The organism is Microbacterium sp. MYb62, assembly GCF_002979475.1.
Taxonomy (GTDB): domain Bacteria; phylum Actinomycetota; class Actinomycetes; order Actinomycetales; family Microbacteriaceae; genus Microbacterium.
The window spans coordinates 40,430-53,220 of the sequence record NZ_PCOY01000026.1; the positions used below are offsets into that span (position 1 = coordinate 40,430).

At 69.7% G+C, this 12,791-nt stretch carries 12 protein-coding genes; 10 read left to right on the top strand and 2 right to left on the bottom strand.

Annotated elements, in window-relative coordinates; translation table 11 throughout:
* Positions 1-15: 15 nt before the first annotated feature.
* From argC to argH, 6 genes are read left to right on the top strand one after another with little or no spacing between them, the layout of a single operon-like run.
* A complete protein-coding gene (argC, locus tag CQ042_RS18015) occupies positions 16-1,068 on the top strand; it encodes an N-acetyl-gamma-glutamyl-phosphate reductase (RefSeq protein WP_105671822.1) in 1,053 nt (350 codons plus the stop codon).
* A 16-nt stretch (positions 1,069-1,084) separates the two neighbouring features.
* Positions 1,085-2,242: a bifunctional glutamate N-acetyltransferase/amino-acid acetyltransferase ArgJ gene (argJ, locus tag CQ042_RS18020; protein ID WP_105671823.1), complete on the top strand. Its 1,158-nt coding sequence runs from the start codon at positions 1,085-1,087 to the stop codon at positions 2,240-2,242.
* On the top strand, positions 2,239-3,156 hold the full coding sequence (gene argB / locus CQ042_RS18025) for an acetylglutamate kinase (RefSeq protein WP_105671824.1): 918 nt from the start codon (positions 2,239-2,241) through the stop codon (positions 3,154-3,156). The genes argJ and argB overlap by 4 nt, the downstream gene beginning before the upstream one ends.
* Complete coding sequence (locus CQ042_RS18030) at positions 3,153-4,358, top strand: acetylornithine transaminase (RefSeq protein ID WP_105671825.1); 1,206 nt, start codon at positions 3,153-3,155, stop codon at positions 4,356-4,358. The genes argB and CQ042_RS18030 overlap by 4 nt, the downstream gene beginning before the upstream one ends.
* Entirely contained in the window at positions 4,355-5,284 is a 930-nt protein-coding gene (gene argF / locus CQ042_RS18035) for an ornithine carbamoyltransferase (RefSeq protein WP_105671826.1), read from the top strand. The genes CQ042_RS18030 and argF overlap by 4 nt, the downstream gene beginning before the upstream one ends.
* On the top strand, positions 5,284-6,714 hold the full coding sequence (gene argH / locus CQ042_RS18040) for an argininosuccinate lyase (RefSeq protein ID WP_105671827.1): 1,431 nt from the start codon (positions 5,284-5,286) through the stop codon (positions 6,712-6,714). The genes argF and argH overlap by 1 nt, the downstream gene beginning before the upstream one ends.
* Before the next feature lie 28 nt (positions 6,715-6,742).
* Here argH and CQ042_RS18045 read toward each other — a convergent pair whose 3' ends face one another.
* Positions 6,743-7,339 (bottom strand): DUF1349 domain-containing protein, encoded by a 597-nt coding sequence (locus tag CQ042_RS18045; RefSeq protein ID WP_105671828.1) that lies wholly within the window; start codon positions 7,337-7,339, stop codon positions 6,743-6,745.
* A 60-nt stretch (positions 7,340-7,399) separates the two neighbouring features.
* On the opposite strand from CQ042_RS18045, the gene CQ042_RS18050 reads away from it, so the two are divergent.
* From CQ042_RS18050 to CQ042_RS18065, 4 genes are read left to right on the top strand one after another with little or no spacing between them, the layout of a single operon-like run.
* Positions 7,400-8,044, top strand: a complete 645-nt coding sequence (locus CQ042_RS18050; RefSeq protein WP_105671829.1) for a SatD family protein — start codon at positions 7,400-7,402, stop codon at positions 8,042-8,044.
* On the top strand, positions 8,041-8,850 hold the full coding sequence (locus CQ042_RS18055) for a hypothetical protein (RefSeq protein ID WP_105671830.1): 810 nt from the start codon (positions 8,041-8,043) through the stop codon (positions 8,848-8,850). The genes CQ042_RS18050 and CQ042_RS18055 overlap by 4 nt, the downstream gene beginning before the upstream one ends.
* A gap of 28 nt (positions 8,851-8,878) precedes the next feature.
* Positions 8,879-10,180 (top strand): tyrosine--tRNA ligase, encoded by a 1,302-nt coding sequence (gene tyrS / locus CQ042_RS18060; RefSeq protein ID WP_181157617.1) that lies wholly within the window; start codon positions 8,879-8,881, stop codon positions 10,178-10,180.
* A gap of 28 nt (positions 10,181-10,208) precedes the next feature.
* Positions 10,209-11,003: a DUF4184 family protein gene (locus CQ042_RS18065; protein ID WP_105671832.1), complete on the top strand. Its 795-nt coding sequence runs from the start codon at positions 10,209-10,211 to the stop codon at positions 11,001-11,003.
* Here CQ042_RS18065 and CQ042_RS18070 read toward each other — a convergent pair.
* Complete coding sequence (locus tag CQ042_RS18070) at positions 10,988-12,376, bottom strand: CoA transferase (protein WP_181157618.1); 1,389 nt, start codon at positions 12,374-12,376, stop codon at positions 10,988-10,990. The genes CQ042_RS18065 and CQ042_RS18070 overlap by 16 nt on opposite strands.
* Positions 12,377-12,791 lie beyond the last annotated feature (415 nt).

Genomic DNA, 12,791 nt, shown 5'->3' on the forward strand with positions numbered 1-12,791 from the left:
CGTTAAGGTAGAAGCATGACGTATTCCGTCGCCGTCTCCGGCGCATCCGGCTACGCGGGCGGCGAGATCCTCCGCCTCCTGGCCGATCATCCCGACATGGAGATCCGCACCGTCACGGCGCATTCGAACGCCGGACAGCCTCTCGTCGATCACCAGCCGCACCTGCGCTCCCTCGCACATCTCACCCTGCAGGACACGACGCCCGAGATCCTCTCCGGCCATGACATCGTGTTCCTCGCGCTCCCGCACGGGCAGTCCGGGCAGTACACCGATGCCCTGGGCGACGCTCCGCTCGTGATCGACGCGGGCGCCGACCACCGCCTCACGTCGTCGTCGGCCTGGGACGCGTTCTACGGCGGCGCCTTCCACGAGCCGTGGACGTACGGCGTCCCGGAGCTCCTGGTCGACGGTGTCAAGCAGCGCGAGAACCTGCGCGGGGCGACGCGCATCGCCGCCCCCGGCTGCAACGCCTCGACCGTGAGCCTCAGCCTCGCCCCCGGCGTCGCCGCCGGCGTGATCGATCCCTCCGACATCGTCTCCGTGCTGGCCGTCGGCCCGTCCGGTGCGGGCAAGAGCCTCAAGACGAACCTGCTCGGCAGCGAGATCCTCGGCACAGCGAACCCCTACGCGGTCGGAGGGACTCACCGGCACATCCCCGAGATCCGCCAGGCGCTCGCCGCGGCCTCCGGGGCGGACGGCGACGGCATCCGGATCTCCTTCACGCCGGTGCTGGTCCCGATGTCGCGGGGGATCCTCGCCACCTCGACCGCGCCGATCGTCGAGGGGGCGACCGACGCGCGGATCCGTGACGCGTGGCAGAGCGCCTACGGCGACGAGACTTTCGTGCAGCTGCTGCCGGAGGGACGTTTCCCGCGCACCGCCGACGTGCTCGGCGCCAACACCGCGCTGATCGGCCTCGCGGTCGATCGTGCGGCGAATCGGGTGACCGTGGTCACCGCGGTCGACAATCTCGTCAAGGGCACCGCAGGCGCTGCCATCCAATCCATGAACATCGCGCTGGGGCTTCCCGAGAACCGCGCCCTCTCAGTCAACGGAGTCGCACCATGAACGTCGAGGCAATGCAATGAGCGTCACCGCCCCCACAGGATTCGAGGCGGCCGGTGTCGCCGCAGGGCTCAAGTCGACCGGCAAGCCGGATGTCGCCGTCGTCGTCAACCGCGGACCGCGCAAGGTCGGTGCCGCCGTCTTCACGAGCAACCGTGCCAAGGCCAATCCGATCATCTGGTCGCAGCAGGCCGTCGCCGACCGGGTGGTCGAGGCCGTCGTGCTCAACTCCGGAGGCGCGAACTGCTTCACCGGGGCCTTCGGGTTCCAGACCACCCATCAGACCGCCGAGAAGGCGGCCGAGCTCCTGGGAGTCAGCGCCGGCGACGTGCTGATCTGCTCCACCGGTCTCATCGGCACCGGTGACGAGACCTTCCGCTCGCGGGTGCTCTCCGGGACCGAGCAGGCGATCGCCGAGCTCGACGCCGACGGCGGCGAGAGTGCCGCGCACGCCATCATGACCACCGACACCGTGGCGAAGACCGCCGTGATCAGCCGCGACGGTTGGACGATCGGCGGCATGGCGAAGGGCGCGGGCATGCTCGCCCCCGGCCTCGCCACGATGCTCGTGGTGATCACGACCGACGCGGTCCTCGAGCCCCTCCAGGCCGATGAGGCGCTGCGCCGCGCGACGGGCCAGACCTTCGACCGGCTCGACTCCGACGGCTGCATGTCGACGAACGACCAGGTGACGCTCCTCGCCAACGGCGCGTCCGAGGTCGCGCCCGACCTCGATGACTTCACGGCCGCCCTCACCGAGCTGTGCCGGGAACTCGCGGTCAAGCTGCAGGGCGACGCCGAGGGCGCGAGCCACGACATCACGATCGAGGTGCAGCATGCGGTGTCCGAGCAGGATGCCGTCGAGGTGGGCCGGTCCGTCGCGCGCAACAACCTCTTCAAGGCGGCGATCTTCGGCAACGACCCGAACTGGGGACGCGTGCTCGCCGCGATCGGCACCACGAATGCGCAGTTCGACCCGTACGACGTCGATGTCTGGATGAACGGCGTCCGTGTCTGCACCGAGGGCGGCCCCGACCGTCCTCGGGAGGAGGTCGACCTCACCCCGCGCGCCACTCACCTCGTGATCGACCTCAGGCTCGGCGAGGCGACCGCCACCGTGCTGACGAACGACCTCACCCACGAGTACGTGCACGAGAACAGCGCGTACGCCTCATGACCGACATCCAGGACACCCCGGCCGAGGTCGCCGCCCAGAAGGCCACCACCCTCATCGAGTCGCTGCCGTGGCTGAAGAAGTTCCGCGACCAGATCGTCGTGATCAAGTACGGCGGGAACGCCATGGTGTCGGAGGAGCTGCAGGACGCCTTCGCGCAGGACATCGCCTACCTCCGCTACGTCGGAGTGCTGCCGGTCGTCGTGCACGGCGGCGGCCCGCAGATATCGGACATGCTGCAGCGCCTCGAGATCCCCAGTGAGTTCAAGGGCGGCTATCGCGTCACCAACACCGAGGCGATCAGCGTCGTGCGGATGGTGCTCACCGGCCAGGTCAACCCGCAGCTCGTGACCAAGATCAACTCGCACGGTCCGATCGCGACGGGGCTCAGCGGGGAGGATGCCGGACTCTTCGGCGGACGCCGCCGCGGTGTCGTGATCGACGGCGAAGAGGTCGATCTCGGCCGGGTCGGCGATGTCGTCGAAGTCGATCCGACGCCGGTGCTCGATCACCTCGCGGCCGGCCGCATCCCGGTGGTGTCGAGCATCGCGCCCGATCTCGACCACCCCGGCCAGTCGCTCAACGTGAACGCCGATGCCGCGGCCGCGGCTCTCGCGGTGTCGTTGCACGCGCGCAAGCTCGTGATCCTCACGGATGTGCCGGGGCTCTACGCCGACTGGCCCCGCCGTGACTCGCTCGTCTCGCACCTCACCTCGGAAGCTCTCATCGAGATGCTGCCGACGCTCGAGTCGGGGATGATCCCGAAGATGCGGGCATGCCTCGATGCGGTCGAGGGCGGAGTGGACGCCGCCGCGATCATCGACGGCCGGGTGCCGCACTCGGTGCTCGTCGAACTTTTCACCAGCAAAGGAATCGGAACCGAAGTGGTTCTGGGAAAGACGGAGGTGACGGGATGACCGTCTGGCAGGACGATGCGGCACGCGATCTGGTGCTCAACGCGGGGGATCGGCTCGCGATGCTGGTCCGCGGCGAAGGCTCGTACCTGTGGGACGCCGACGATCGACGCCACCTCGACTTCCTCGCCGGGATCGCCGTCACCTCGCTGGGCCATGCACACCCCGCCTTCGTCGAAGCGGTCTCGACCCAGGCGGCCACGCTCGCCCACGTGTCGAACTACTTCGCCACCCCGCCCCAGCTCGCACTCGCCGCACGGCTCAAGCGTCTCGCGGGTGCCGGCATCGACGGGCGGGTGTTCTTCTCGAACTCGGGCGCCGAGGCCAACGAAGCCGCCTTCAAGCTCGCCCGTCTGCACGGGGGCGCCGAACGGCCGCGCATCCTGGCGCTCGAGAACGGCTTCCACGGCCGCACCATGGGATCCCTCGCCCTGACCGCGAAGGCATCGATGCGCGCGCCGTTCGAGCCGATGCCCGCCGGTGTGGAGCACATCCCGGCCACGATCGAGGCGCTGGAGGCCGCGATGGACGGCCGCGTCGCCGCCGTCATCGTCGAGCCGATCCAGGGCGAAGCCGGAGTCGTCGAACTCCCGGAGGGCTACCTCGCGGCTGCCCGCTCCCTGACCCTCGCTCATGGCGCGCTGCTGATCGTGGACGAGATCCAGACCGGCGCGGGCCGCACGGGCGAATGGTTCGGATTCAGCCACGAGGGCATCACGCCCGATGCGATCACCCTCGCGAAGGGCATCGGCGGCGGTTTCCCGATCGGCGCGCTGGTCACCTACGGCGCCGCCAGTGCGCTCTTCACCCCGGGCTCGCACGGCTCGACCTTCGGCGGCAACCCGCTCGCGACCGCTGTCGCCGACGCCGTGCTCGCCGAGATCGAGAGCGCCGGCCTGGTGGAGAACGCGGCCCGCCGCGGCGCGGAGCTGCGCGAGATCCTCCTCGGCATCGACTCCCCGCTGATCGACGGCGTGCGCGGACGTGGTCTGCTCGTCGGCGTCGCGCTCACCGCTCCGGTCGCCGGCGCGGTCGTCGCGGCCGCTCAGGAGCGCGGCCTCATCGTCAACGCCGCCAACCCCGAGACGGTTCGCATCGCGCCGGCCCTCACCATCGGCGACGCCGAGCTCACCGAGTTCCGCGAGCTGTTCACGGCCTCCCTCGCCGACGTCCAGGCCTCTGTTGCCGGAAAGGTATCCGCATGACCCGCCACCTGCTGCGTGACGACGACCTGACCCCTGCCGAGCAGGCCGAGATCCTCGATCTCGCGATCGAACTGAAGAAGGACCGCTGGGCCGACAAGAGCCTCGCCGGTCCGCAGACGGTCGCGGTCATCTTCGACAAGTCCTCGACGCGCACCCGCGTCTCGTTCGCGGTGGGCATCGCCGATCTCGGCGGTTCACCGCTGATCATCTCGACCGCGAGCAGCCAGCTCGGCGGCAAGGAGACGCCCTCCGACACCGCGCGCGTGCTCGAGCGTCAGGTCGCCGCCATCGTGTGGCGCACCTACGCGCAGTCCGGCCTCGAGGAGATGGCCGCAGGCACGCGCGTGCCGGTCATCAATGCGCTGTCGGATGACTTCCACCCGTGCCAGCTGCTCGCCGACCTGCTGACGATCCGTGAGCACAAGGGCGATCTGAAGGGGCTCACGCTCACCTTCCTCGGCGACGGACAGAGCAACATGGCGCACTCCTACGCCCTGGCAGGCGTGACGGCGGGCATGCACGTGCGCATCGCCTCGCCGGAGGACTACGCCCCGCGCGCCGACGTCATCGAGGCCGCCGATCGCCGTGCTGCCGAGACCGACGGTTCGATCACCCTCTACACCGATCCGGTCGAGGCTGCTGCCGGTGCCGACGTCGTCGTCACCGACACCTGGGTGTCGATGGGCAAGGAAGAGGAGAAGCTCGCACGCATCCGCGATCTCGGCGGCTACAAGGTCACCCCCGAGACGATGACCCTCGCCGACCCCGAGGCGATCTTCATCCACTGTCTCCCGGCCGACCGTGGCTACGAAGTCGACTCCAGCGTGATCGACGGTCCGCAGAGCGTGGTCTGGGACGAGGCGGAGAACCGGCTGCACGCGCAGAAGGCCCTCCTGGTCTGGCTGCTCGGCAAGAAGGACGCCTGATGAGCGAGTCGACGCACGAAGGCACCAATGAGGGCGCGCTCTGGGGCGCCCGCTTCGCCACCGGGCCCTCGCCCGAGCTGGTGGAGCTCAGCCGCTCCACGCACTTCGACTGGATCCTCGCGCCGTACGACATCGCCGGCTCGCATGCGCACGCCACCGCGCTCGAGGCCGCCGGGTATCTCGAACCCGATGAGGCGCGGCGTATGCACGAGGGACTGGATGCCGTGGCCGGCAAGGTCTCCGACGGCACCCTGCGTCCGGTGCCGACCGACGAGGACGTGCACGGCGCGCTCGAGCAGGCGCTGATCGCCGAGCTCGGTCCGGAGCTGGGCGGACGCCTGCGCGCAGGCCGCAGCCGCAACGACCAGATCGCCACCCTCGTGCGCATGTACCTGATCGACCACGCACGGGTCATCGCGCGCGACATCCTGCGGGTGATCGACGCGCTGGTCGCCCAGGCCGAGGCGCATCCGACGGCGATCCTCCCCGGACGCACGCACCTGCAGCACGCGCAGCCGGTGCTGCTCGCCCACCACCTGCAGGCGCACGGCTGGCCGCTGGTGCGCGAGCTCGAACGGCTCGTGGACTGGCGTCGCCGCGCCGGTGTCTCGCCCTATGGTGGGGGAGCGCTGGCCGGTTCCACCCTCGGGCTCGATCCCGCTCTCGTGGCGACCGAGCTGGGCCTCGACCGCCCGGCCGAGAACTCGCTCGACGGCACGGCAGCCCGTGACGTGGTGGCGGAGTTCGCCTTCATCACCGCGATGACCGGTGTCGACATCTCGCGGCTGTCCGAGGAGATCATCCTCTGGAACACCCGCGAGTTCGGATTCGTCACGCTCGACGACGGATACTCGACCGGTTCGAGCATCATGCCGCAGAAGAAGAACCCCGACATCGCCGAGCTGGCCCGGGGCAAGTCGGGTCGGCTCATCGGCAACCTCTCGGGACTGCTGGCGACGCTCAAGGGCCTCCCGCTCGCATACAACCGCGATCTGCAGGAGGACAAGGAGCCCGTCTTCGACTCGGTGCAGACGCTCGAGGTCGTGCTCCCCGCGTTCGCGGGCATGATCGCGACGCTGCGTTTCGACACCGCGCGGATGGCGGCGCTGGCACCGCAGGGCTTCTCCCTCGCGACGGACGTCGCGGAATGGCTCGTGAAGCGTCGAGTGCCGTTCCGCGACGCCCACGAGATCTCCGGCGCGCTCGTGCGCGCCTGCGAGGAGCAGGGGATCGGCCTGGAGGACGCCTCGGACGAGCTGCTGCTGTCGGTGTCGCCGCATCTCGTGCCCGAAGTGCGCGAAGTGCTCACGATCGAGGGTTCGGTGGCGTCCCGGACCGGCGTCGGCGGCACCGCCCCGGCCCGGGTCGCGGAGCAGCGCGCCGAGCTCGTGGCCCGCGCGCAGGCGGCCGCGCACGCTCTCGGCCTGTAGACCGCGATCCGTCGGCGGCCGCTCGGGCTCAGTGCAGCTCGGTGTCGGCCGCCGATCGTTCCCAGCGGGTGAACCGCACGGTGAGTCCGGCACGGGTCGGCGCCGCGAGGAACGGCCCGGCCGATGCCGCGGCCTGCCCGTCGAACGGGGCGACGCGGACCAGGCGCCAGGGGCCGTCGTCGGCGCGTGCCCGTACGATCACGGCATCCGCCCAGCGGCTGACCCGGACGGTGATCTCGCTGTCGTGCCAGTCGTCGACGTGTCCGACCGACCAGTCGGAGCTCCCGTCGGTGACCACGGCGCCGAGCCCGAGGTGGTCGTCCGCGTATTCGAGTCCGGTCTTCACCCAGTGCTCGTCATCGATCCGCACGAACACGCCCGCCTGGTCGAACTGGCCGTCCCACGGGGCGCGGAACGAGACCTCCATCGCCTCGCCCACGGGGAAGGGGGCGAGCAGAGCGTGCTCGGAGTCGTGCACGAAGCCGTACGCGGTTCGGCGCCACGCGTCGCTGCCTTCGGCGGCTGTGACGTCGAGATGGTCGGCATGGCCGGGCGCTGCGGACGACGAGACGGGGGCGTGGGTCCAGGTGCCCTCGGACCACGAGATGATGTGCGATTCAGGCATGTTCTCAAGATATAGCTAAATACGGCATAAGTCGAGAGTTATTCATGCTACGGTTATGGCATGGTCATCGCCGTTCTCGCGGACATCGTCGGCTCTCGCAAGCTCGACGATCGCACGGTGGCGCAGCGCGTGCTGGATGAGACGATCGCCGGCGTCGAGGCCGATCTCCCGCTCGCGACCCGGCCGCTCACGCCCACCGTGGGGGACGAGCAGCAGGGCGTCTACCTCGATCTGGGCGACGCGATGGTCTCGCTCCTGATGATCCAGCTGCGCCTGCCCGACGGCATCGCCTTCCGCTTCGGCATCGGAGTGGGGGAGGTGCGGCCGGTGGAATCCGTGCACGGCGAGCTGGCGGACGGGCCGGGTTGGTACGCCGCCAGAGCAGCGATCGAGACCGTGCATGCGCGCGAGGGTCGCGCCGTGCCGCGTACGCGGACATGGATTGTCGGATCCCCGGGGCAGGATGAGGTCATGGAGAGCACGATCGCCGCCTCGAACGCCTACCTCCTCGTGCGCGACGAGCTCGTCGGGGCGATGAACGAGCGGGAGCGTCGCCTCACCTACGGACGCGTCCTCGGCCGGTCGCAACAGGAGCTCGCGGCGCAGGAGGGCATCACCCAGCCGAGCGTGTCGAAGTCGCTGCGCAACGCCGGAACCGCCGCCCTGATCGAGGGGATCGCCGCGCTCCGAGGAGAGGGCGCATGATCGTCGCAGGCTTCATCCTCCTGTCGATCGGCGCGGCCGACCTGGTGCGTCAGTTCGTTCCGCGCCGGTGGATCGGATACCTCGCCGCCGCCGTGATCCTGCTTCTGCTCGGCAGCGTGAGCGATGCGCTGCTGCCCATGGTGGCCGCACTCATCGCGGGAGCGCTGTGGGTGTGGTGCATGCCCACCGAACGCCCGGCGCCGCTGGGCTTCTGGCCCGCGGTCCTGCTCGCCGCCGTCAGCATCGGTGCGGTCGTCTGGCTCGGTGCCCGCACGGACTCCGGACTGATCGGAGCCGTCTGGCACCTGCGATCGCCGTTCGGAGAGGTGTCCTTCGATCTCGCGATGCTCGCGCTGGGCGCCGGGGTCTTCCTCCTCGAATCCTCGAACCTCGTGGTGCGTGCGGCGCTCGACGGCGAACACACCTGGCGTCCTGCAGACCCGGCGTCGACGCCGGCACCCGTGCCGACGCCTGCGCCGACGCCCGTTCCCGAGACCGAGGCTGCGGTCGCCGGGATCGACGATGCCGGCGAGGAGACCTCGAGGCCCTCCGATCCGCGCGGCGGTTTTCAGGGCGGACGGCTGATCGGACCGCTGGAGCGCGTCCTGGTGCTGATCCTCACGCTGGCGGCCGCGTATCCGATCCTGGCTGCGATGCTCGCGGCGAAGGGCATCGTCCGGTTCCCGGAGATCTCCCGCGACGGGGAGACCGGCGCCCGCGCCGAGTACTTCCTCGTGGGCAGCCTGGTGAGCTGGGTGATCGCGCTCGGCGCCGCCTTCCTCGTGTGGTGGGCCGCGCACAGCTGAGCGGCGGCGCGCTGATAGCCTGGAACGCGTGTCAACTCCCGATCTGACGACCGCACCCCAGGCGATCGATCCCACGTTCGAGAACGTGTGGGACGAACTCGTGTGGCGTGGCCTGGTCCATGTGTCCACCGACCAGGAGGCGCTGCGCGCCCTGCTCGCGGGAGACCCGATCACGTACTACTGCGGGTTCGATCCGACGGCTCCGAGCCTGCACCTCGGCAACCTCGTGCAGTTGCTGACCCTGCGTCGCATCCAGCTGGCCGGCCACAAGCCCCTCGGACTCGTCGGCGGATCGACGGGACTCATCGGCGACCCCCGCCCCACGGCGGAGCGCACGCTGAACACCAGGGAGACCGTCGAGGAATGGGTCGGTCGCCTGCGTGCCCAGGTGGAGCGCTACCTCAGCTTCGAGGGCGACAACGCCGCGCGAATCGTCAACAACCTCGACTGGACGGCGCCGCTGAGCGCGATCGATTTCCTGCGTGAGATCGGCAAGTACTACCGCGTCGGCACGATGCTGAAGAAGGACGCGGTCGCCGCGAGGCTCAACTCCGACGAGGGCATCAGCTACACCGAGTTCAGCTACCAGATCCTGCAGGGGATGGACTTCCTCGAGTTGTACCGCCAGTACGACTGCGTGCTGCAGACCGGCGGATCCGACCAGTGGGGCAACCTCACCAGCGGCACCGACCTGATCCGTCGCGCCGAGGGGGCATCCGCGCACGCCATCGGCACCCCGCTGATCACCAACAGCGACGGCACCAAGTTCGGCAAGAGCGAGGGCAACGCGATCTGGCTCGACCCCGAGATGTGCAGCCCGTACCGGATGTACCAGTTCTGGTTGAGCACCGCTGACGTCGACGTGGTCGATCGCCTGAAGGTCTTCACGTTCCTCAGCAGAGCCGAGATCGAGGAGTACGCGGAGCTCGTGGCGACGGAGCCGTTCCGTCGTGCGGCCCAGAAGCGGCTCGCGCTCGAAGTGGTCGCGACGGTGCACGGCGTCGACGCGACCGCGGCGGTGATCGCGGCATCCGAGGCGCTGTTCGGACAGGGTGACCTGACGGCGCTCGATGCGGACACCCTCCGCACCGCGCTGGAAGAGCTTCCGAACGCAACGATCGTCATCGGCACTCCGGTCGTCGAAGCACTGGTCGCGACCGGTCTCGTGGCGAGCCTCTCCGAGGCGAGACGCGCGATCGGTCAGGGCGGTGTCACTCTCGACGGAGAACGTGTCGACGACGAGGCGGCCACGGTCCAGGGCACTCTTCCCGGCGGAGTCTCCGTGCTCCGCCGCGGCAAGAAGACGCTCGCCGGCGTCTTCCTCGGTTGAGCCTGCGGTCGTCGGATAGCAGAGACGGATGCCGTTCACTCCCAGTCACGCACTCGTCGCGCTGCCGTTCGTGAGGACGCCGCTGGTGCCCGCTGCGATCGCGATCGGCGCCATGACGCCGGACCTGCCGCTGTTCGTGCGCGGCATCGGGCTGAACTACTCGTTCACGCACACCTTCGGCAATGTGCTGTGGACGGCGCTTCTCGCCTTCGCCCTGTTCCTGGTGTGGCGCGTCGTCCTGCGTCCGGCGGTTCCCGCGCTCGCTCCGGTGTGGCTCGCGCGACGTCTCCCCGAGGACTGGACCGAGCGTGGTGTCACGGCCGCGGGGGCGGCGGTCGGCGTCGGGCAGAAGCACTCGTACCCGATCCTGCTCGCGGTATCGTTCGTGATCGGCGTGCTCTCGCACATCCTGTGGGACCTCTTCACGCACGAGGGGCGCGCGGGTGTGGAGCTGCTCCCCGGCCTCGATGCGATGTGGGGTCCGCTTCCCGGATTCAAATGGCTCCAGCACGGGTCGAGCGTGATCGGCCTCGTCATCATCGGGGTCTGGGCGCTGCTGTGGTTGCGTCGTCGCGATGCGCGTCCCGGCGTCACGCCGTCGCTGCCACGCGGTGTGCGTGTCGCGTGGTGGGTGTCGCTCCCGGTGATCCTCGTCGCCGCGTGGGTCGGGGGTTACGTCGCGTTCGGCCCGTTCGACGCGGAGTTCACCGTTCAGCACCTCGCCTATCGGGTGCTTCCTCCGGCATGCGCGCTCTGGGGAGCCGCCACCTTCGTGCTGTGTCTCGTGATCTCGGTGCGCGGACGTCGTCACCAGACGGGCTGATCCGACCCCCAGGCGTGCGGCGCTTCGAACTCGAGACCCGCCAACGCCGGACGCGACGTGACGACGGTTCGACCGTCGACGTGGAACTGCGCGAGATGCGGCCGGAAATCCCGTTCGACGTCGGGGCCGGGTTCTCGACGACGCGGCATCCCGAGCAGCTCCGCGGCGACGCGGCGGAGCGAGGTGCCGACATACCAGGACCCGCCTTCCCGGGAGCGACGTTCGAGCAACGTGGTCACCGCCGCCGCGAGGAGGTACCCGGCACTGTGGTCCAACGCCTGTGCGGGGAGAGCTCCGGGGCGCACGCCGTCGGGTGACTCGATGATCGCGATCCCCGACGCGGCCTGGACGAGGCTGTCGAATCCGGCGCGGTCCGGTTCCGCTGCTCCCCACGCGCTGAGCTGCGCCACGACCAGTCCCGGATGCCGGCGGGCGAGCATCTCCGGCTGCAGCCCCAGACGGGCGAGAGCGACGGGGCGGTACCCGAGGACGACGGCATCCGCCTCCGCGAGCAGCTCCTGGAAGCGGAGGGATCGGGCGTCCAGCAGTGAAGAGCGCTTGCCGTGCCCGGTGTCGAGATGCTGCCACCCGGGCTCAGGGAGGTGCGGGGGATCGATGCGCAGCACGTCGGCGCCCAGAAGTGCGAGAGTCCGGGTGCAGACCGGGCCGGCGATGACCCTGGTCAGATCCAGCACGCGGATGCCCTGCAGTGGGAGCTCGGCGCGACGCACCGCGGTCGCACGCGCGGCCCGCGAGCCCGGATGCCGTGAGGCGTCGACCCGGCGGATGTCGAGGAGAGGACCCTCGCGGAGCACCCGATCGGTGGCGGGGGTCTCGGCCGAGACCTGGACCGCCAATCCGCCGGCGCTCATGATGCCGATGACGGCATCCGCTGTCGTCCGCATGGCGAGGGCTTCGCGAACGGTGCCGGCATCCGCGTCGTCGGGCAGCAGCAGGCCCGCGCGCAGACCGCGCGCATGATGCGGGTAGTTCCCATGCGTGCGGATCCAGCCGTCGGTCGTGCGCCAGAACCCGGAGAAGGGTGACCACACCGGGGGAGCGGAACCGTCGATCATCAGCACGCGGTCGCTCCGATAGGCGGTGGCCACCCGGTCGGGGTCGAGCGCCGCGGGGGAGCGCCCGGCCGCGAGCATGGCGGCGGCGACACTCGCCCAGGCGAGATCTGCGGTCGCCAGCCGTGAAGGCAGCGGGACGGCGACGCCCCGGCGAGACCGCTCACCCCACGCGGGGAGGTCGAGCTCGCCCCGCACGCGATCGAGCAGTCCTTCGCCCGCCGTCGGGCGATTGATATCCCCGATACCGTCGGCTCCCGGCGGAGGCGGATGCGGCCGGTCATCCGCGGGGATATGCATGGGGCGATCGTACTCCCGACGGTCCCAGGCCTCGGAAATCACCCGTGACCCGGAGGAAACCGACAGGGGGCGTGCGACGACACGCCCGGGCAGTATGGCTCGATTTGCCAGAACCCCGGGATCCGCGTAACTTATTACTTGTTCGCCCCACAGGGAAGCGGAGGAGCCAAGAGCTTCACCCCCCTCAAGCGGAGAACCACCTCCCGATCCGCTCTCACTTGAGAGTTCAGGCGCTTGCGTCTAGGATGGGAGATCCACCCCATCTGCGGCTGTCATCAGCTGCGCAGCGGATCGAAGATTCGCACGGCGCGCCGATTTGACAAGCGAGAGAGGGTGGCTAAGATAGAGAAGTTGCCCTGCGGGCCTGGCTGTGATGGCTGGGTCGTGGGAGCATCCGATCCTTGAGAACTCAACA

Excerpts from the sequence above, each read along its gene's own strand:
- argC (WP_105671822.1), top strand. The coding sequence starts at position 16 with ATGACGTATTCCGTCGCCGTCTCCGGCGCATCCGGCTACGCGGGCGGC.
- argB (WP_105671824.1), top strand. The coding sequence starts at position 2,239 with ATGACCGACATCCAGGACACCCCGGCCGAGGTCGCCGCCCAGAAGGCC.
- CQ042_RS18070 (WP_181157618.1), bottom strand. The coding sequence starts at position 12,376 with ATGCATATCCCCGCGGATGACCGGCCGCATCCGCCTCCGCCGGGAGCC.
- CQ042_RS18065 (WP_105671832.1), top strand. The coding sequence starts at position 10,209 with ATGCCGTTCACTCCCAGTCACGCACTCGTCGCGCTGCCGTTCGTGAGG.
- argH (WP_105671827.1), top strand. The coding sequence starts at position 5,284 with ATGAGCGAGTCGACGCACGAAGGCACCAATGAGGGCGCGCTCTGGGGC.
- argJ (WP_105671823.1), top strand. The coding sequence starts at position 1,085 with ATGAGCGTCACCGCCCCCACAGGATTCGAGGCGGCCGGTGTCGCCGCA.
- argF (WP_105671826.1), top strand. The coding sequence starts at position 4,355 with ATGACCCGCCACCTGCTGCGTGACGACGACCTGACCCCTGCCGAGCAG.
- CQ042_RS18055 (WP_105671830.1), top strand. The coding sequence starts at position 8,041 with ATGATCGTCGCAGGCTTCATCCTCCTGTCGATCGGCGCGGCCGACCTG.
- CQ042_RS18045 (WP_105671828.1), bottom strand. The coding sequence starts at position 7,339 with ATGCCTGAATCGCACATCATCTCGTGGTCCGAGGGCACCTGGACCCAC.
- CQ042_RS18030 (WP_105671825.1), top strand. The coding sequence starts at position 3,153 with ATGACCGTCTGGCAGGACGATGCGGCACGCGATCTGGTGCTCAACGCG.
- CQ042_RS18050 (WP_105671829.1), top strand. The coding sequence starts at position 7,400 with ATGGTCATCGCCGTTCTCGCGGACATCGTCGGCTCTCGCAAGCTCGAC.